At 50.5% G+C, this 18,991-nt stretch carries 16 protein-coding genes and 9 tRNA genes; 1 reads left to right on the forward strand and 24 read right to left on the reverse strand.

Annotation, left to right across the window (positions count from 1 at the left end):
• Position 1: 1 nt before the first annotated feature.
• The 12 genes from clpX to DPEP_RS11100 all read right to left on the reverse strand — a co-directional run bounded on the left by clpX (position 2) and on the right by DPEP_RS11100 (position 4,738).
• Positions 2 to 1,297, reverse strand: coding sequence for an ATP-dependent Clp protease ATP-binding subunit ClpX (gene clpX / locus DPEP_RS13330; protein WP_005662110.1), 1,296 nt, complete (start codon positions 1,295 to 1,297; stop codon positions 2 to 4).
• 117 nt (positions 1,298 to 1,414) lie between these two features.
• Positions 1,415 to 1,993: an ATP-dependent Clp endopeptidase proteolytic subunit ClpP gene (clpP, locus tag DPEP_RS11050; protein WP_005662111.1), complete on the reverse strand. Its 579-nt coding sequence runs from the start codon at positions 1,991 to 1,993 to the stop codon at positions 1,415 to 1,417.
• Positions 1,994 to 2,017: 24 nt separating this feature from the next.
• Entirely contained in the window at positions 2,018 to 3,304 is a 1,287-nt protein-coding gene (gene tig, locus DPEP_RS11055; protein ID WP_040382625.1) for a trigger factor, read from the reverse strand.
• Between the two features lie 82 nt (positions 3,305 to 3,386).
• A complete protein-coding gene (locus tag DPEP_RS11060) occupies positions 3,387 to 3,707 on the reverse strand; it encodes an Hpt domain-containing protein (RefSeq protein WP_040382628.1) in 321 nt (106 codons plus the stop codon).
• Between the two features lie 182 nt (positions 3,708 to 3,889).
• Positions 3,890 to 3,974: transfer RNA gene (locus tag DPEP_RS11065), tRNA-Leu, on the reverse strand.
• A gap of 19 nt (positions 3,975 to 3,993) precedes the next feature.
• Positions 3,994 to 4,069: transfer RNA gene (locus DPEP_RS11070), tRNA-Lys, on the reverse strand.
• 29 nt (positions 4,070 to 4,098) lie between these two features.
• Positions 4,099 to 4,174: transfer RNA gene (locus DPEP_RS11075), tRNA-Lys, on the reverse strand.
• Between the two features lie 10 nt (positions 4,175 to 4,184).
• A tRNA-His gene (locus DPEP_RS11080) sits at positions 4,185 to 4,261 on the reverse strand.
• Positions 4,262 to 4,272: 11 nt separating this feature from the next.
• Positions 4,273 to 4,349: transfer RNA gene (locus DPEP_RS11085), tRNA-Arg, on the reverse strand.
• An 8-nt stretch (positions 4,350 to 4,357) separates the two neighbouring features.
• A tRNA-Gly gene (locus DPEP_RS11090) sits at positions 4,358 to 4,433 on the reverse strand.
• Between the two features lie 15 nt (positions 4,434 to 4,448).
• A tRNA-Pro gene (locus DPEP_RS11095) sits at positions 4,449 to 4,526 on the reverse strand.
• Positions 4,527 to 4,663: 137 nt separating this feature from the next.
• Positions 4,664 to 4,738, reverse strand: a tRNA-Ala gene (locus DPEP_RS11100).
• Positions 4,739 to 4,850: 112 nt separating this feature from the next.
• Between DPEP_RS11100 and DPEP_RS11105 the strand changes: the two genes are divergently transcribed.
• Complete coding sequence (locus DPEP_RS11105) at positions 4,851 to 6,551, forward strand: Rqc2 family fibronectin-binding protein (protein ID WP_005662116.1); 1,701 nt, start codon at positions 4,851 to 4,853, stop codon at positions 6,549 to 6,551.
• On the opposite strand, the gene DPEP_RS11110 is transcribed toward DPEP_RS11105, so the two are convergent.
• The 12 genes from DPEP_RS11110 to rnpM form a co-directional block, all read right to left on the reverse strand.
• Positions 6,475 to 7,497, reverse strand: coding sequence for an RluA family pseudouridine synthase (locus tag DPEP_RS11110; RefSeq protein ID WP_005662117.1), 1,023 nt, complete (start codon positions 7,495 to 7,497; stop codon positions 6,475 to 6,477). The two genes, DPEP_RS11105 and DPEP_RS11110, sit on opposite strands and share 77 nt — an antisense overlap.
• Complete coding sequence (gene ileS / locus DPEP_RS11115) at positions 7,473 to 10,247, reverse strand: isoleucine--tRNA ligase (RefSeq protein WP_005662118.1); 2,775 nt, start codon at positions 10,245 to 10,247, stop codon at positions 7,473 to 7,475. The genes DPEP_RS11110 and ileS overlap by 25 nt, the downstream gene beginning before the upstream one ends.
• Before the next feature lie 117 nt (positions 10,248 to 10,364).
• Positions 10,365 to 12,323 (reverse strand): TRAP transporter permease, encoded by a 1,959-nt coding sequence (locus DPEP_RS11120; RefSeq protein ID WP_005662119.1) that lies wholly within the window; start codon positions 12,321 to 12,323, stop codon positions 10,365 to 10,367.
• A gap of 27 nt (positions 12,324 to 12,350) precedes the next feature.
• Positions 12,351 to 12,755: a DUF1850 domain-containing protein gene (locus DPEP_RS11125; protein WP_241760513.1), complete on the reverse strand. Its 405-nt coding sequence runs from the start codon at positions 12,753 to 12,755 to the stop codon at positions 12,351 to 12,353.
• Between the two features lie 333 nt (positions 12,756 to 13,088).
• Positions 13,089 to 13,164 (reverse strand) — tRNA-Arg (locus tag DPEP_RS11130).
• Positions 13,155 to 14,123, reverse strand: coding sequence for a riboflavin biosynthesis protein RibF (gene ribF, locus DPEP_RS13115; protein WP_005662121.1), 969 nt, complete (start codon positions 14,121 to 14,123; stop codon positions 13,155 to 13,157). The genes DPEP_RS11130 and ribF overlap by 10 nt, the downstream gene beginning before the upstream one ends.
• Positions 14,120 to 15,040 carry a tRNA pseudouridine(55) synthase TruB gene (truB, locus tag DPEP_RS11135; RefSeq protein ID WP_198003080.1) on the reverse strand — a complete coding sequence of 307 codons (921 nt, stop codon included), beginning with the start codon at positions 15,038 to 15,040 and terminating at the stop codon, positions 14,120 to 14,122. The genes ribF and truB overlap by 4 nt, the downstream gene beginning before the upstream one ends.
• Positions 15,041 to 15,050: 10 nt before the next feature.
• On the reverse strand, positions 15,051 to 16,031 hold the full coding sequence (locus tag DPEP_RS11140) for a DHH family phosphoesterase (protein WP_005662123.1): 981 nt from the start codon (positions 16,029 to 16,031) through the stop codon (positions 15,051 to 15,053).
• Positions 15,982 to 16,368, reverse strand: coding sequence for a 30S ribosome-binding factor RbfA (gene rbfA / locus DPEP_RS11145; protein WP_040383447.1), 387 nt, complete (start codon positions 16,366 to 16,368; stop codon positions 15,982 to 15,984). Before rbfA ends, DPEP_RS11140 begins: the two co-directional genes overlap by 50 nt.
• An 85-nt stretch (positions 16,369 to 16,453) precedes the next feature.
• The gene (gene infB / locus DPEP_RS11150; protein ID WP_005662128.1) at positions 16,454 to 18,415 is read right to left on the reverse strand and encodes a translation initiation factor IF-2; all 1,962 of its coding nucleotides are present in this window, start codon (positions 18,413 to 18,415) and stop codon (positions 16,454 to 16,456) included.
• Positions 18,408 to 18,740: a hypothetical protein gene (locus DPEP_RS11155; RefSeq protein ID WP_005662129.1), complete on the reverse strand. Its 333-nt coding sequence runs from the start codon at positions 18,738 to 18,740 to the stop codon at positions 18,408 to 18,410. The genes infB and DPEP_RS11155 overlap by 8 nt, the downstream gene beginning before the upstream one ends.
• Entirely contained in the window at positions 18,733 to 18,990 is a 258-nt protein-coding gene (gene rnpM, locus DPEP_RS13785) for an RNase P modulator RnpM (RefSeq protein ID WP_040383449.1), read from the reverse strand. Before rnpM ends, DPEP_RS11155 begins: the two co-directional genes overlap by 8 nt.
• Position 18,991: the final 1 nt, after the last annotated feature.

An 18,991-nucleotide genomic window follows, 5' to 3' on the forward strand; every position in this document is an offset into this window, starting at 1 on the left:
ACTAGGCTACCTCCTCATCGCTTCCGAGAACATACCTAGGCGGCTCCGAGCCGTCGATAAAACCTTCGTCCAGAATTATCTTGACGACGTCGTCCTCTCTGGAAGGGATATCGTACATAAGATCCAACATTCTGCCTTCCATTATCGTCCTGAGTCCTCTTGCCCCGGTGTTCTTGATCATGGCTTTTTCAGCTACGGCTTTTAGGGCTCCCTCGGTAAACTCCAGATCGATGTTCTCCAGCTCAAGGAGTTTCTCATACTGTCTGACCAAAGCGTTACGAGGCTCGGTAAGTATCTTGACCAAGGCGTCTACGTCCAGGGTCTCCATGGGGACCAAAACGGGAATACGGCCTATGATCTCCGGTATAAAACCGAAGGACATCAGGTCGTCCGGTTCTGCATGAGACAGAAGCTCAAACCTCTTCGCCGACACTTTGCTGTGGACTTCGCCTCCAAAACCGATCATCTTTCTGTTCATCCTTCTGGCTACTATATCCTCAAGACCATCGAAGGCCCCTGCACATATGAAGAGGATATTGGTGGTATCTATCGATATGAACTCCTGATAGGGGTGTTTTCTGCCACCCTTGGGGGGAATGTTGGCCAAGGTCCCCTCGAGTATCTTAAGCAATGCTTGCTGAACTCCTTCCCCCGAGACATCTCTGGTTATCGACGTAGACTCGGACTTACGGGTTATCTTATCCATTTCGTCTATGTAGATGATCCCTCTCTCCGCAGCGGAGACATCGTAATCGGCGGCTTGTAGAAGCCTTACAAGGATATTCTCGACGTCCTCTCCGACATATCCAGCCTCTGTAAGAACGGTGGCATCAGCCATGGCAAAGGGAACGTTAAGCTTTTTGGCCAGTGTCTGGGCGATCAGAGTCTTTCCTGAACCGGTAGGACCGGCCAACAGCAGGTTGCTTTTCTGGATATCAACTTCGCTTTCGTTGGCTATATTGTTCTGAATCCTCCGATAGTGGTTATATACCGATACGGAGACGGCTCTCTTGGCCTTTTCCTGACCGATAACGTAACGATCTAGATAGGACTTGATCTCTCTGGGCTTGGGAATGTTGTTGAAGTCCATAAAAGGCTCCTTTACCGAGAGAGTCTTTCCCGACTCCTGAGAAGCCTGATCCTCCTGAAGTATCAGAGAACAGAGGTTGATGCACTCGTTACATATATAGACGCCAGGTCCGGCGATTAGCTTGACCACCTCTTCCTGGGTTTTTCCACAAAAGGAACAACGAATGCCCTTATCTCCGGTACGATCTTTTTCGTCAAAATTTCTCATTTTTCGTCCTCCTTGCGATCGAATAGGAATCTGGACGACGCATTAACGCCCATAATGCACAAATAAGGGATACCCATTTTACGGGCTCCCTTATCTGCGTCTCGGCGGTTACGAATTCTATCGTCTATCGATGACCTTGTCCACAAGCCCATAGGCCATGGCCTCGTCAGCTGACATATAGAAGTCCTTTTCCGTATCTTCGCATATCTTATCGAAATCCTGGCCACTGTGATCGGCCAAAATCCGATTCAAAGTTTCTTTAGTATGCAGAATCTCCTTGACCTGAATAGCCATATCGGACGCTTTACCTCTGGCACCTCCCCAAGGTTGATGAATCATCACCCTGCTTCGAGGAAGAGATACTCTTTTCCCCGCCGTACCTGCGGTCAAGAGGACCGCCGCCATGCTGGCGGCTATTCCTACGACTATGGTCGAGATATCGCACTTGACATACTGCATGGTGTCATATATCGCCAACCCGGCGGTGGTGGAACCACCGGGGGAGTTGATGTAAAAGTAGATATCCTTGTCGGGGTTCTCGCTCTCCAAAAACAACATCTGGGCTATGACCGAGTTCGCCAGACCATCGTTTATCTCGTCTCCTATGAAGACGATCCGGTCCTTCAAGAGCCTGGAGTAGATATCGTAAGATCTCTCTCCTCGGCCCGTTTGCTCTATGACATAAGGGATATACATCGAGGTAACTCCTCCCTGTCCTGATTATTGAGCCTGGCCCAACTCCTTTTCCTCGACGGTGACTTTCTCCATCATGGCGGAGATCGTCTTTTTGACCTTCAGGCTGTGGGCTATCTCGTTGATCTTATCCTTGTTTTTAAGAAAAGCTTCCTTTACCGCCTCTACGCCAATTCCGTAACCATCGGCTACACGCTGGAACTCCTCATCGAGATCTTCCTTGGTCAACTCCACTGCCAGATCCTTGCCGTAAGCCTCCAAGACCAGGAACTCCTTGACGTCCCTTTCAGCCTGAGAGGTTAGCTGTGAATCGTCTACACCCGCGGCTCCCTGCTCTTCCATCCGTTTCTTGAGGTTTTCGACCTGTCTGTTGACCATGGATACCGGAACCTCTACCTCGGAGGCGTCGACCGATTTCCTGACCATATCGCCCTCGGCCGCCTGCTGAGCCTCGCCTTCCATATGTTCTCCAAGACGCTGAGATATGGATTCTCTGAAAGTTTCCTCGTCCATGGCCTCGCCTTCTTCGCCGAAGACCTGAACGAAGAAGGATGAATCGAGATCTGGAAGGACTCTTTCCTTGACTTCCTTTACGGTAAACTTATACTTAGCGGTTTTTCCCGCTAATTTCTCGTCTTTGTAATCCTCGTCTATAACGACCTGAGACTCCCTTTCGTCCTCGGGAGAGACGCCAACCAGGGTCTGATATATCTCCGGTCTCAATGTCTCCTCGACCAAGTCGAAAGAGTGGGTCTCAGCAGGATGGGAGACTATTTCCTCTCCATCGTCATCGACCACTACCGTCGAATAATCTGCTACGACGACGTCTCCTGAAGCGCTGGGACGATCTACCGTCTCAAGAGAAGCGTGTCTTTTACGAAGATCCTCGATAGCTTCCGCTACATGGTCGTCGGTCACGTTTATCTTCGGTTTTACCACCAGGATCTCGGATAGATCGGCCAAGGACACCTCGGGCTCGACCTCAAAAACCAAGGTCAACTCCACGTCCTTCCCCTCTTCAATAACGTCGATCTTAACGTCCGGATCCTCGATAAGGTTCAAATCGTAATCGGTGGTTATCTCTCCCAGGAGAGATGGGATCATCTCTTCCAACGCCTCTGCCAAAATAGCCTCTTTCCCGAAACGAAGATCGAGAACCTTTCTGGGGGCCTTCCCTCGACGAAACCCTGGGATAGCCGCGTTTTTGGCGAGCTTATCGTACATCTTGGAGACCTCTTTTTTGAAGTCCTCTTTTTCAACAACCGCTTTTATGGTAACCACGTTCTTTTCCTGCGACAGCATCTCTGATCTCACGAGAGGCAACCCCTTTCACGACAACCTATATCTTAAACAACCACGGTAGTATATCACAAACGAACTTCTTTTACTAAATCATTCATTCCTGTGCATCTATGAACAGACGTATCTCGTCGTTGGAACGATTAATGGCCTCCTCGTAGAGGAGAAACAGTTCCTCGAGAAGGTCTCTACGCTCATCACGACCGGCCTGACCTATGGCAGACAGCCTTTCTATTGACTCGAGACTTCCCATAGCTCCTAAACTGCCCTCTATCGAGTGAACCATCCGCCGTACGTCCAACGGATCTCGTCGTCCTACGGCATCGGCCAGGGAGCGGTGCATCTCATCGTAATGAGATAAAAAGATGCGGGCCAACTCTACGGCCAGTTTTACATCTCCCCCCGCCATGTCAAGCAAGCGTTTTTCTCGTTGACTTGAGGACTCGGACACGGGCAACACCTCTGCATTGGTTAAATTTTATTCTACGAATAAACAAGACTCCTGAAGCAACACGCCCCAAAAACAGCTTATCATACAAAGGAGAATAAGAGTACTAAAAGGAAGGGTAATAGATGAAGGGGATCCCTTAACGAGGAAAATGGTGCGAGAGAGGGGACTTGAACCCCTACGCACGAAGGCACTGGATCCTAAATCCAGCGTGTCTACCAATTCCACCACTCTCGCATCGTCGTTGGCGGAAAAATGGTGGACCGTACAGGAATCGAACCTGTAACCCCCTGATTAAGAGTCAGGTGCTCTGCCAGTTGAGCTAACGGTCCCATTAGAAGGCATCACCAAGACGGAAAATTGGTGGATCGTACAGGAATCGAACCTGTAACCCCCTGATTAAGAGTCAGGTGCTCTGCCAGTTGAGCTAACGATCCACAAAGATAATGGGGTGAGTGAGGGGATTCGAACCCCCGACCTCTGGAACCACAATCCAGCGTTCTAACCAACTGAACTACACTCACCATAAAACTCTTGGCGCGCCGGGCAGGATTCGAACCCGCGACCCACGGCTTAGAAGGCCGTTGCTCTATCCAACTGAGCTACCGGCGCAAAAAAAATGGAGCGGAAAACGGGACTCGAACCCGCAACCCCCAGCTTGGAAGGCTAGTGCTCTACCAATTGAGCTATTTCCGCATATCCATCGTAATATGGTCGGGGCGAAAGGATTCGAACCTTCGACCCCCTGCTCCCAAAGCAGGTGCGCTAACCAGACTGCGCTACGCCCCGCACTACAGCCGAAGGGTGAAAACTTGACCTAACAGCGCCCGAACTCGGTACCGGGAAATGATACAACAAGAAGCTAAAACCGTCAAGCATTTCCCTATCCCATGAAAATCCGCAGAAAAGTCTAAAAAGAGCTAATCTGGTGGAGCTGGGGGGACTCGAACCCCCGACCTATTCCTTGCGAAGGAATCGCGCTCCCTCTGCGCCACAGCCCCTCTCATCACGAGACGGCGATAATTGTACGGATATGAGGCGATCTTGTCAAGCAAAGAAAAAAGGATTACCCTAACACCCAACGGTTAAAGACCGAGGATGGAGCGTGATCTTATGGGATATGGCCCAGAACTGGTTGGTGCCCTCTCTAAGGAACTTTCTTCACTGTTGGAGGGAAAATCGATCTCAAAGATAGAGGGAGGAAAAGAGTGGATTCTCTTAAGAATGAGGGATAAAAACATTTTCGTGTCCTGGGGACAGGAAAACTTCGGGGTAACTCTTCTCTCTACGAAACAGACGCTTTTATGCAAAGAGCTAAAACCTATCCGAGGCGGCCTCCCGCTAGCACTGAACAAATATCTATCAGGAGGAAAGATAAAGAGCATACGTCAGGAAAAAATGGACAGAGTAATAGCCATCGACATAAGACGGTTCGTAGGGGCAGGGATAGAGAACGAATACACAGTGATAATAGAGCTTATGGGGCGGCTGAGCAACGTAATTCTTCTGGACGGAGAGGGAACCATAATAGAACCTGCCAGACACGTGCATCCGGACGTAAACCGCTACAGAAGCGTGCTCCCAGGTCAGACCTACGTATCTCCGCCGCCAGTCCAGGGAATATCGCCCGATGGCATAGAGAGATTGAACATCATAGATTATCTAAAAAACCCGATAGGCATAGGCAAAAAGCTGTCTAAAAACCTGCTGATAGAGGTCGAAAAAGGGTCGTTAACCCAGGACGAAGTACTTTTTGATCTAAAGAGGATGTTAAACGGTGAGGGGATCGTCCAGGACATAGGAGATTACACCTCCATATGGCCTCGTCCTCTGGAGTCGGGAAAAGTTCTTCAGGAAGGAACCATAGAGATCTTTCGACGTATATCTTTTTGGAGAGCTCTGGAAAGGGTTCGATTCAAATTGATATCGGAGGGCAAAAAGAGACTATCCAAGAGGATAAAAAGCCTCAATCGACACATCGAGGGAGTGTCTAGACAGCTCAAAATGATAGACGAAGCCGAGGTTTTCCGCATAAAGGGAGAAACCATCCTGTCTAACCTACATGTAATACCGTCGAGGACACCGGAAATGGAACTACCCTATTGGAACGAAGAGGGGCGAGAGGTCAAGCTATCGGTGAAACTCAACCCCGACCTCTCCCCGTCGGCAAACGCCGCTATATACTTTAAAAAATACAAAAAGTACGCCGCCGACGAAAAGTCGGTACTCGCACACAGGGAAAAGGTACTTAAAGAGAAGGAGGAAATGGAGGCAGAGCTGGATAATCTGGACAGAATCGAGGACATAGGGCTCCTCCGACAGATGGTCTCGGAAATATCGGGAAAAAGCGACGACGCCACGAGAGATAAAAGACGCAAGAAAAGAAAAGAGGAAAAAGAGCCTCCTCATATACGATACGACTTCCAAGACAGCCTTATCCTGGTAGGGCTGAACGAGAGAGGGAATCGTCACGTGACCTTTCGTATGGCTGGACCGGACGATATATGGTTCCATATACATGAAATGCCGGGAAGCCATGTTATATTAAAGGCCCCTCCCAAAGACCAAGTCCTGTTGGATACGGCAATAAGGATATGTGCATCCCTAGCCGTCTATTACTCAAAGGGAGCTAACCTACCTAGCTCCTCGGTGGATTACACTAGTAGAAAACACGTCCGTCATATACAGGGAGCCGGACCGGCGCAGGTGACATATAAAAACAGCGACTCCATAACGGTCAACTCCGACCTATGGAGAGAACTCTTGAAAGAACCGACGAGAGATCACGAGGAAGAACGGAACGAAAATTCATGATCTCACCCGTCCTAGGATGAGGCAGCACGAGTTTCCAGGCATGGAGAAAAACTCGCCCCTCCAGAAGAGGGTCGTTTTTCCTGGCCTTTTTCCTAAAACCATAAAGTTCATCTCCCACCAGGGGTGCACCCAAATGTCTGAGGTGCACCCTTATCTGATGGGTCCTCCCCGAGTGCAGTTCGCATATCAGAAAAGAGTACCTCCCTCTGTTCCAGAGAGGGTAGACATCTGTACGGGCGTTCTTTCCGTCGTCCGTGACAGTCATCCTGTAGCGGTTGTTTCTATCCCTTCCGATAGGAGCGTCCAAGGAAATCTCCTCTCCGACGACACGTCCATCGGACAAGGCCAGATAGAACTTTCCCACCTTTCTGTCTCTAAAGGAACTTTGAAGTTCGTTCAGAGACTCGGTGTTCCTGGCTACAGCCAAGAGGCCAGAGGTCGTCGAGTCCAGTCGATGGACTATTCCAGGCCTGACCACATCGTTTATGGTGCCTATGTCGGGATACCTGTAAAGCAAACCGTGCACCAAGGTTCCCCGCCAATGTCCGGGAGCCGGATGTACCACCACTCCAGCAGGTTTATCCACGACTATTATGTCTTCATCCTCGTAGACTACGGAAAAATCGACCGGTTCAGGGACGAGGTCCATCCTCTGGGGAGGCGGAAGCTTGAACCTCAAAGACTCTCCCGCCAAAACCGATCTGGACGGTTTCACTCTCTTCCCCTGAAAGACCTTCACGTAACCGTCTCTGATCACTCTCTGTATAAAGGTTCGGGAGACGCCTAGAAAATCGGACAAGAAGGCATCCAGACGAACACCGTCCATATCGGGGGGGACAAGTATCTCCTCTTCTTCAGGACAGGCCGAGAGAGCCTGTCCTTGATCGGACAGGCTCTCCTCGTCTAAGAATTTTATCGGGTCTACCCTCTCATTACGCTCTGGCATCTGGGACACAGACCTTCTTCGTCTACCTCTGTAACGTATTTCCAGCAGCGAGGACACTTGTCGCCTGGGGCGTTCTCCACCAGGACCTTATATCCCGTATCCTGATCCTCGACGAAACCGTCTCCTTCCTTATCCACCCACTTAAAGGACGAGACTATGGTCACGTACTCCCAATCTTCTCGAGAAAGATAGTCGGAGACATCTCCATCCGGTCTCACCACCGATACGGCGGCCTCCAGGGACTGTCCGATCTCGCCTCTGCCTCTGGCAGCCTCCAATGCCCTGCTGACGGCGCCTTTTAGTTTTATCACGGCACTCCATTTTTTTTCAAGGTCCTCATCGTCGGCTCTTTCATCGAAGAGGGGCCAATCTGCCAGAAAAACACTCTTCTCTAGAGACTCGTCGATCTTTCTGAGTTCCCGCCATATTTCCTCGGACGTAAAACTCAGCACGGGAGCCAGCATGGTGGACAAAGCCGTAACGATCCTCCACATGACGGTCTGAATAGCCCTGCGGCCCTTGAAGTTCAGGGCGTCTGCGTAAAGAGAATCCTTAGCTGCGTCGAGATACAGAGAGCCCAACTCGTTTACGCAGAATTGATGGATAGATACGGTCGGTATATGGAACTCGTAGGAATCGTATCCCTTCGTAACCCTCTTAATAAGCCTGTTCAACCTGGACAGGATCCACCTATCGAAAGAGGACATCTCCGCCTCCGAGACGAAATCGGTACTCGGATTAAAATCGCACAGGTTCCCCAGCAGAAAGCGAGCCGTGTTTCTTATCCTTCGGTACTCCTCGCTCAAGGTCCTTATGATCGTCTTCGAGATGCGAATATCGTTTTTGTAATCGGTCGAGGCTACCCAGAGTCTCAGTATATCGGCACCGTTGGTATCTATGATCTCCTGAGGAGCTACAACGTTACCGATGGACTTCGACATCTTCTTTCCCTTGCCGTCGACGATGAAACCGTGGGTCAAGACGGCCTTATAGGGAGCGACTCCCCTGGTGGCGACGGAGGTCAGCAGGGAGGTCTGGAACCATCCTCTATGCTGATCGCTGCCCTCGAGATAAAGGTCCGCTGGCCAGGAAAGTTCCGGACGATTCTCCAGAACCGCAAAATGACTGATGCCGGAATCGAACCACACGTCCATGATGTCTTTCTCTTTTTTCAGATTGCCGCTACCGCAAGAGGGACATTTACACAGGTCGCCCAGCAGTTCCTCCGGCGACTCCTGCCACCAGACGTCTCCGCCCCTCTCTTTGACCTTTTGCTGAACCAGTCTTATCGCATCGGGATCCAGCAACATCTTTCCGCAATCCTGGCAGTAGAAGACCGGGATGGGCACTCCCCATACCCTCTGTCTACTGATACACCAATCCGAGCGATCCCGTACCATGTTGTAGATCCTATCCTTACCCCAATCGGGAATCCACTTGACCTCGTTTTCTATGACGTCCAACGCCTGTTGACGGAATTGAGCCACGTTTACGAACCATTGATCGGTGGAACGGAAGATCACCGGCTTCTTGCATCTCCAGCAATGAGGATATGAGTGAAGTATTTCAAGCTGTCCCAAAAGCCTGCCGTTGTTGGTCAAGGTCTTCAGAACCAACGAGGCACCTTCGTCCAGAGTCATACCGCCGACTAAAGGGGTCTCTGGAAGATATCTTCCGGTCGGATCCACCGGGTTATATACCTCTATGCCGTATCTGACGCCCGTCTCGTAGTCTTCGACCCCGTGTCCCGGAGCGGTGTGGACACAGCCCGTCCCAGTATCAAGGACAACGTAATCGGCCAAAAGAACAGGGGTCTTCCTGTCCTCGTAGAAAGGATGAACTGCCTCGACCTTCTCCAGTTCCGCCCCTTTAACCGTAGCGAGCGGCTCTCCGAAGGTCATCCCCGTGGTCTTCTCTACATCGGCTATCAACGCCTTGGCCAGAAGGTAGACCGAGTCCCCCGAAGGGACGAAGACATATTCGTAGGCAGGATGAATGGCTACAGCCATACTCGCAGGCAGGGTCCAAGGAGTCGTCGTCCATACGATTACGTTGACGTCCCTTCCGGCTACCTCGGGTATCCTTTCGGCAACGTCAGGCATGGAATAGGCCACGTAAATCGACGGTGAAGTCTCGTCACCGTACTCGATCTCCGCAGCGGCCAGAGCCGTCTGACAGTCGATACACCAATATACGGGCTTTTGTCCCTTGTAGACCAGTCCCTTCTCCACCATATCAGCGAAGACACCTATCTGTGCAGCCTCGTACTCGGGCTTCAGAGTTATGTAAGGATTTTCCCAATCGCCGACACCACCGAGGCGCCTGAACTGAGAGCGCTGGGAGTCCAAGAAACCAAGGGCATAATCGGTGCATCGACGGCGAAGCTCCACCGGATCGATAGAATCCTTGTCGACGCCCTCCCCTTTGAGCACCTTCAACTCGATAGGAAGACCATGGGTATCCCAGCCGGGGACATAGGGACATCTATAGCCTCTCATAGATTTGAATTTAACTATAAAATCTTTAATAATTTTATTAAAGGCTGTTCCTATATGAATATCTCCGTTAGCATAAGGAGGGCCATCATGCAATATAAAGGAAGGCTTGTCCTCGTTTTTCTTCAACATGAGCGAATGGAGATCGATCTCTTCCCAGCCCTCTATTAAACCGGGTTCTTTCTTGGCCAAACCGGCCCTCATGGGGAAATCGGTCTTAGGTAGACACAAGGTCTCCTTGAAATCTTTCGACATTAACCAGGTCACCTCTCAATACGGAAATGCCGCCCCGGGAGAGGCGGCGCAAAATCGAACGATGAAATTGTATCACGTATCGTCCCTGTTAGGGACGATACGTGATGTTTTTTGCCTCTAGGCGGCTGAAGCGTTCAGCCGTTTAGCTTTAGCGGCTTGAAGAACATGCAACACAACCAAAACGGAGAGTCCGGCTAAATCGCTGTAAATACCCGGTATCAACAGACAGAGGGCACCGGACAAAGCGACTATACGAAAGACCGGGTTCATAGAACACTTGTAGAAACCGACGGTGCTCATCCCCAGGAGGAATACCCCTAGCACGGCCGTACCGACTGACATGGCGAACCGCCCCAACGTGAAGTTGACCAAGACCAATATCGGATTATAAGCGTATATGTAGGGAACCAGGAAACCTGCCAGGGCGAGTTTTATAGCCGTAGCCCCGGTCTTAAACGGATCGGCTCCCGCTATACCAGCGCCGGCATAGGCTGCTAACGCGACGGGGGGGCTTAGATCCGCCGCTATACCGAAGTAGAGAACGAACATATAGGCGGCGATAGGAGCGACTCCCAGCTGGAACAAGGCCGGTGCACACATGGTGCTCGTGACTATAAAGTTGGCCGTCGTAGGTAACCCGGCCCCTAGAAGAATACAGGCGACCATGGTCAACAACAATGTGGGAAGGAGCTTGCCGCCCGCTATGGCGACCACGGCGCTGGCTATTCTGAGGCCCAGTCCGGTCAAGGTGGCTGTCCCGACTATTATACCTACGGTAGCACAGGCACAGGCTACCCCTATAGCCCCCCTGGCTCCGTTTTCAAACGCGGCAGCCAGTTTTTTAGGGGTAAGCCAGGTCTCCCTGTTGAAATAAGACACGGCTATGCTTATAAGGATGCCGTTAAAGGCGGCCTTCAGAGGCGTATATCCAGCGATCAGAAAATAGATGATACCGATTATGGGGAGCAACAAAAGCCCCTTTTCCTTCAAAAGGGGGGCCAATTTAGGCAATTGTTCTTTGGGAAGTCCCTTCAGTCCAAGTCGGTTAGCCTCTAGATGAACCTGAATCATCACGGCGAAATAGTAGAGCAAGGCCGGAACGATAGCAGCCAGAGCAACATGTATGTAGGGAATTCCAAGAAACTGAGCCATTATGAAAGCCGCTGCTCCCATTACCGGTGGCATTATCTGTCCTCCGGTAGATGCGACCGCTTCCACCGCTCCGGCGAAATGACTCTGATAGCCCACGCTCTTCATCAATGGGATGGTAAACATACCTGTAGTACATACGTTAGCCACGGAGGAACCGGATATCGATCCCATAAGTCCGGAGCTTAAAACCGCGACCTTGGCGGGACCACCGGTGCTATGTCCGGCCAGAGCCATAGCCAGATCGATGATGAACTTTCCGAGTCCGGTCTGTTCAAGGACCGATCCAAACAATATGAACATAAAGACGAAAGTCGCCGATACCCCGAGAGGGATACCGAAAACCCCCTCTGTCCCGAGGTACATATGGTTGATGATCCTCTTTATGCTGAATCCTCTATGCTGAAAAAGCTCAGGAAAAGCCCTTCCATAAAAACAGTAAATGAGAAAAAATATAGCTATGCAGGGCAATATCGGACTGGATACCCTTCTGGTTGCCTCTAGCAAAAGCAATATACAGATGAAGCCCATAACTATATCCATCTGAGTCGGAAGCCCCGCCCTATTGACCAGTTCGTTGAAATTTATCATCAGGTAAAGAGCAGAATAAGCTGCCACTGCGGCCAAGGCAAAATCCATCAGGGGAATCTTATCCTTGGGCGAGCTCTGCCTTGCTGGATAAAGCAGGAACACCAGAGACATGACGAAAGCCAGGTGTACCGCCCTCTGTTGAAGGGCAAGCAAAAGCCCAAAACCCGAGGTATAAAAATGGAACGCCGACATAGAGACAGCTAGGATAGTTATCAACATACCCTGCCAATCCCCTAACTCCCTGTATCTGGCCTCGGTATCGAATTTTTTTCTCAGATCGTCGAGATCAATGGTCTGATTTTCCTCGGCGATCTTTCCCTCTAAGATATCGCTCAAACAAACCCCTCCCTCTTATCTCTAAGCTTAAATCCTAATGAGAGTAGTTAAAAAAGGTTTTGTCTCTACAGAAACCGCGCATCTTTTACCTGGAACGATCTCGAATAGATCGATCCAGTCGGATCGGCCGTAAAAACGGCATACGTTTCGCCCCAACACGTCGTTTCCGACTCTCAGCATATACATCTTCGTGCTATAGCGTCCACCGAAAAAATGCATCCACTCTTTATCCGACAGGAAATACCCACGATAAGGGGACTCAGATGGAAGACCTGCATTGTGGGAGACGACCCGCTCCTCCCAAAGCCACAGTTCTCCATCGACAACGACGTAGACATCCTCTACCGGAGTTTTTTGAACTGAGTGGATATAGCCGGTCTCGAACAGGCTCCCAGGGTACATATACTTATCGAACAGGATCTCTTCTCTCACTGCCAAAGATATTACGGTTACGTCGACACACATAAAATAAATAAAAAAAACACATGCAAAAAACAAAGCAGCCCTTCTAATCGTTATTATAGCCCCTCCCCCCATTCACAGGTGAACGCACTTACAGATTATAACGCCTTAGGGAGCTAATCACAATGGACTAGTCTAAAAAGATACGCCCTTTTATTTAGTCAGAAAAAAGAAAACTATACATATGGCATATCCTTTTGTTTGATACACAAACCAAGGCGACCAAAATATCACAAAAAATTCAGACAAAGAAAGAAGGTCTCCCGATTGAGAGACCTTCTCATTCAGCTATTTAAAATTAAATGGCGGACCTGGGGGGATTCGAACCCTCGACCTACGGCTTAGGAGGCCGTCGCTCTATCCTCTGAGCTACAGGCCCGCACCTGGAACGAAAGGAATTGTACCACGGTACATCATACAATTCAAGACCGAGGAGGTGTAAAAAGGGCTAAGGAGATCGGTTTTACATCCGAAAATCCCCTTGGTCCTCTTTATGTCGTCCTTTAACTGACTTACGAGCCTTTCCGGATCGAGAAAACGCCGTTCAGACCTGAGTCTCTCAAAAAATAGAACGTATAGAGTCTGATCGTAGAGATCTTCGTTTTTGTCGATTATGTGGACCTCTACCCTATTTTCCGATATATCGCCGAACGTGGGATTATTCCCGATCGAGATGGCCGCGGGGCACCATTCGCCGTCCAGATAGGCAGCACCGGCGTACACGCCTGGTTTGGGGATTATCTTAGTGGACGGGAAGGATAGATTTGCCGTAGGAACCCCTATTTTTCGTCCTCTTCTAGATCCTTCTATTACGTGACCTCTCATGAAGAAAGGATAACCTAGCCTAGTCGAGGCCTCCGAAATTTTACCCATAGAGATTAAATCCCTTATCGAAGTACTGCTGACCACGGAGCCATCGATGGTCACAGGAAGCACCGAACTAAACGGAATTCCTTTGCCTCTACATATCTCCGAAAGGGTATCCACGTCTCCCCTTCTTTCCCTCCCGAACCTGAAATTATCCCCGACGACTACACCGGAGACGCCTATTTCCTTATCCATGTAGGAAAAAAAATCCTCCGGGTCCATCGAGGAAAGTCGAGAGGTAAAGGGGAACTGTATCATCGTCGGAATGGACAGTATTTCCCTCAAAAGGACCTTTTCTTCCTCCGTGAAGAGCAATGAGACTCTCTCGTGCATCAGCACTGTCTTGGGATGAGGGGTAAAAGAGACCACCGCCCATCCACAGGATTCCCTCTCAGCCATGGCGGATGCAACGGAGAAAAGCCTCTGATGTCCTAAGTGGTAACCGTCGAAGGCCCCCAATACCACTATCATGAAGGGCTCTCCATCAGCAGATTGGTCTCAGGAACCAGATAACAACGGTCGTCCTCAAAACGGAACCTGCACACCGACAGAAGACCTTCCCCTGTGACTACAGCCCTCGAGCAGCACCAGGCCTCATCGTTTTTTATCGGCCTTAGAGTGGAAAGTGGAAGGGGAAGTCCATTCTTGAGAGCTCCAAGATCTTCATGCCTCGTTATCTCATAGCTCCTGTAAGCTCTGGATATAAAATCCACAGGAAGCAAGGATTGCGAGAGCACCTCTTTGTCGAGACAGTCCATCCCCTCCGAAAAGGACACCCCGTCCGATACGTCGAAGGGCCCGGTAGAGATTCTGCGTAATGAGCTCAGATGGGCCCCATATCCGGACATATCTCCCATGTCCCTGGCGATACTCCTTATATAGGTGCCTTTATGACAGACCACTCCTATGGTGGCCTCTCCTTTATCGGCAAAAACATCCTGAACTTTCAAGGAGGTTATAAAGACCGGTCTCAACGGTAACTCCATCAGCTTCTCCGATCTGGATACAAGGTGAGCTCGCCGACCGTCGACCTTCAAGGCCGATATGGAGGGAGGACGCTGCATCCTTATTCCCAAAAAGGAGGGAACTAAAGACTCCAACGATCCCCGGTCGATAAAGGGGTCATCATCCATAGAGCTCAGGATATCGCCGGTACCATCGTCGGTGGAGGTCTTCACCCCGAACTTGACGATTCCCAGATAGCTTTTGGGCAGATCCATAACGTAACGACATAGACGGGTGGCCTTACCTACCAGAACGATCAGAAGTCCCTGGGCAGTGGAATCCAGAGTACCGGCATGACCCACCCTTACCCCTCTGCCAAGAGCCCTCTTTACCGCGGAGACACTGGCGGTGCTTCTGACTCCCTCTGGTTTATCTATTATCAAAAAACCGTCTCTACCGTTTGTAAATCGAGTCGAGGACACGGGCGATCACCTCGTCCATGGGACCTGTCAATCGGCATCCGGAGGCACATGGATGTCCTCCACCGTTCCATAGATGGGCTATCTCTCTGACGGACAAACTACCGTCGGAGCGAAGACTTACCTTCACGTCTTTGTCGTTTTCGACGAACAATACAGCGACCTTGGTATCCTTGATTTTCATCAGAGAGTTGACCAACGATTCCGTATCGTCCTGATCGGTATGGGTCTCCTCGAAGTCCGCATCGTACAACCACGAATAACACAGGCCATCTAGTCGAACCGCACGTTCGTATGCCCGTCCCCAAAGATGAAGTCTTTCAACCGTGTCGTTATGATAAAGCATCTTTACGACGCGCTGAAGGGGTAAACCACAATCAAGAAGATCGGCCACGATTCTCAGGGTCTTTCCGCCGGTGTTGGAAAAGGTCATTCCACCTGTATCGGTAGCTATCGCCACGTATATAGACTCTGCCATATCGGCCGAGATCGCCACGTTCAGATCCCCTGCTAAACAGTAGACCATCTCTCCGACTGAGGAGACGTCTTCTATCAAGTTGATATCCCCAAATCTGGCGTTATCACCGTGGTGGTCGATAACCACCAGTTTCTCCCCTTTAGACATTCCCTCTATCCCTCTATCGAGGGTACTCACGTCCAAAGCGACAACTACGGAGTCTTCTGGGATGTCCGGCATGGATTGGACCGATTCATAACGATCGGAGGCGAATAAAAAACGATAGCGCTCGGGAAAAGGATCCTTGCCGTACCACCGAACATCCTTTCCCAAAGATAGGCCTATTTTAAAAAGAGCGCTTGCGGACCCCAGAGTATCGCCGTCGGGCTTTACGTGACTTACCAATATCCAACTACCGCTATTTTTTAAGGTGGAAATCAAGCGGGCCTTATTCTCGTTCTCCATCGTCACCCTCGACATAATCGGTATTCTCTTCATGAGTTACCACCATATCTAGAAGTCTGTCAATGGATCTTCCGTATTCCCCGCTTGTATCGTAGATGAAGCGCAACTCGGGAACCGTCCTGATCCTCAAGGTCTGAGCGAGAGAGGACCTGAGAAAAGTCCTCACTTTTTTCAAGGACTCCGAGACAGAACGGCGATCTTCCGGGGAGATAGTGGTGAAATAGACTTTCGCCGATTTCAAGTCCTTAGCGCAGTCGACTCCTGTTACAACCGCTCTTTTGGCATTTTCGTCCTTTACGGAGAACTCCAGGAGACGGGATATTTCCCTTTGAAGTTCTTTATTGACTCTCTCTATTCGAAATCCCGCCATAGGAATCACCTCACTTATCGATGATAATCTCAAAAGTATCCGCCGGAGGTCCAACGATGCGGCCTCCGGCGGACTGTCCCCGTTACTACAGGGTTCTCTTTTCCTCTATCAGTTCGTAGGCTTCTACGACATCGCCTTCTTTTATATCTTGGAATTTAGCGAAGCTCATTCCGCACTCGTAACCGGAGGTCACCTCGGCAACATCGTCCTTGAACCTCCTGAGAGCGGAAAGCTCTCCCTCCCAGTAGACCACTCTGTCCCTTATCAGTCTGACCTTCGAGCCTCTCTTGACGGACCCCTCCGTCACCATACATCCGGCGACTTTCCCTACCTTGGGAACCTTGAAAATCTCCCTGATCTCCGCCTGACCGATTATCTTTTCCCTTATGTCCGGGGCAAGCATTCCCTCCATAGCCGCCTTGATGTCATCGATAATATCGTATATGACCCTGTAGAGACGGATCTGGACATGCTCTTTCTCCGCCATTTTTTTGGCGTTGGCGTCGGGACGAACGTTGAAACCTATGACTATGGCATCCGATGCGGATGCCAGCATAATATCGGACTCGGACAATCCGCCCACACCGGTATGAACGATGTTTATTCCGACCTCATCGGTCGTCAACTTGTCCAAAGAGCCGGTAAGAGCTTCTATACTCCCCTGAACATCGCATTTGATCAGCAAGTTCAGCATGGGGGTCTCGCCATCCTGCATCTTAGTGTAGAGCTCCTCCAGGGTCATCCTAGGAGCCATCTTGTTAGCCTCCAGGCGTTTCTCCTGTTCCTTGGCCGCGATGGCATCCCTTGCGGTCTTTTCGTTGTCCACCACGAAGAAACGCTCTCCCGGCTGAGGGACCTCGCTGAGCCCCAGAATTTCCACAGCGGTGCTTGGACCGGCGGCCTTTACCTGTTTACCCGATGCGTCTATCATGGCCCGGACCTTTCCCCAGGAGGAGTCCAGCAACACTATGTCCCCTCTTTTGAGGGTTCCCTGCTGAACCAGCACCGTGGCCACCGAGCCCTTACCCTTGTCCAACTCGGCTTCCACTACAACTCCCTCGGGAGATACGGTCGGATCGGCCTTTAACTCTTCCATCTCAGAAACGAGAAGGATCATCTCCAGAAGCTGGTCTATGTTTTCGCCGGACTTCGCCGAGACATGGACCATTATGGTATCTCCGCCCCAATCTTCGGGAATCAGCCCCTGATCGCTGAGCTGCTGCTTAACCCTGTCGGGATTGGCTCCTGGTTTATCCATCTTGTTGACCGCCACGATTATGGGAACTCCGGCAGCCTTGGCGTGGTTTATGGCCTCCATTGTCTGAGGCATTACGCCATCGTCGGCTGCCACCACCAAAATAGCGATATCGGTACACTGGGCACCTCTGGCCCTCATGGAGGTGAAAGCAGCGTGCCCCGGAGTATCGAGAAAGACGATGTCCTTGCCATCATGGCTAATCCTGGACGCACCTATATGCTGCGTTATTCCGCCCGCTTCCCTAGCTGTTATGTTCGTGTTCCTGATGGTATCCAGAAGGGTTGTCTTGCCGTGATCGACATGCCCCATAACCGTCACTATAGGGGCCCTGGGCTGAAGATTTTTGCCCTTAAATTCCGGCTTCAATGTGGTTTTATGAGGTTCCTCGTCGTCGGCCTCGACAGCCCACTCGATATCGACCTCGTAAGCATCGGAGAGTATGGTCAACACCGAATCGTCGGCCTGTGCCGAAGCAGGCAGCATCACGCCCTGAGCTATAAGGGTCTTTACGGCATCTGCAGGGGAGACCTTGAGGATATCAGCCACTTCCTTGATGGAAGATCCTTCCGGAACGGAAACTCCTCTCCTAGGTTTATCCTCTTCCTTGGAGGTTTTTCTTTCATTATTAGAGGACTTCTTCACTAAATCCTCAATCTGTTGAGCCGTTTCCACGTCCAAAGAACTCATATGGCTCGTAACCTCCACGTCCATATCGTGCAGTATCTCCATAAGCTCTTTGTTGCTCATTTCCAGCATCTTTGCAAGCTCGTAGACCCTGATTTTACTCAATGGCCTCTCCCCCTTCTTTTAATCGCAAAATTACGGTATCGGTAAGCCCTTCTCCTTTGGGGAGGGCTACAATTTGACAACCTGCCAGCCCTATGGCCTCGCCCAGTATCTCTCTATCTATCGTCCTCAACTGAAAAAAACTATGACGAGAAAAGACCTCCTTTTTAGCCTTTCTGGCTACGGCATCGGATCTATCGGAAGTCATTATCACGACGTAGCTTTTTTTGTTCTTTTGTAAGACGGTGAAGACGTTATCCTGTCCTATCACCAAGAGCCCCGCCCTCCTGGCGAGCCCTAAAAAGGACATCCACGAGAGATCAGGCATCGTCGCTATCCTCCAAGCCCTTAACCCTCTCGAGCAAACGAAGGTAAACGTCCTCCGGCACCCTTACCTTGAGGGCTTTATCCAGACGTTTTTGACGAAACGCCGTTTGAACACAGCGACTAGAGGGGCATAGGTATGCCCCTCGACCGTTGACCCTTCCTGAATCGTCTACGACGACGGTTCCGTCGGGACGACGAACTACCCGAATAAAGTTTGCGGGTACGTCGTGTCTACGACATACTAGACACATC

This window comes from Dethiosulfovibrio peptidovorans DSM 11002, assembly GCF_000172975.1.
Classification (GTDB): Bacteria; Synergistota; Synergistia; order Synergistales; family Dethiosulfovibrionaceae; genus Dethiosulfovibrio; species Dethiosulfovibrio peptidovorans.

Bases quoted from the DNA above. Each gene is read 5' to 3' on its own strand.
- DPEP_RS11110 (WP_005662117.1), bottom strand. From the start codon at position 7,497: ATGCCAGAGCGTAATGAGAGGGTAGACCCGATAAAATTCTTAGACGAG.
- rnpM (WP_040383449.1), bottom strand. From the start codon at position 18,990: ATGTGTCTAGTATGTCGTAGACACGACGTACCCGCAAACTTTATTCGG.
- DPEP_RS11140 (WP_005662123.1), bottom strand. From the start codon at position 16,031: ATGAAGAGAATACCGATTATGTCGAGGGTGACGATGGAGAACGAGAAT.
- clpX (WP_005662110.1), bottom strand. From the start codon at position 1,297: ATGAGAAATTTTGACGAAAAAGATCGTACCGGAGATAAGGGCATTCGT.
- DPEP_RS11105 (WP_005662116.1), top strand. From the start codon at position 4,851: ATGGGATATGGCCCAGAACTGGTTGGTGCCCTCTCTAAGGAACTTTCT.
- ribF (WP_005662121.1), bottom strand. From the start codon at position 14,123: ATGATAGTGGTATTGGGGGCCTTCGACGGTTACCACTTAGGACATCAG.
- ileS (WP_005662118.1), bottom strand. From the start codon at position 10,247: ATGTCGAAAGATTTCAAGGAGACCTTGTGTCTACCTAAGACCGATTTC.
- DPEP_RS11155 (WP_005662129.1), bottom strand. From the start codon at position 18,740: ATGCCTGATCTCTCGTGGATGTCCTTTTTAGGGCTCGCCAGGAGGGCG.
- clpP (WP_005662111.1), bottom strand. From the start codon at position 1,993: ATGTATATCCCTTATGTCATAGAGCAAACGGGCCGAGGAGAGAGATCT.
- rbfA (WP_040383447.1), bottom strand. From the start codon at position 16,368: ATGGCGGGATTTCGAATAGAGAGAGTCAATAAAGAACTTCAAAGGGAA.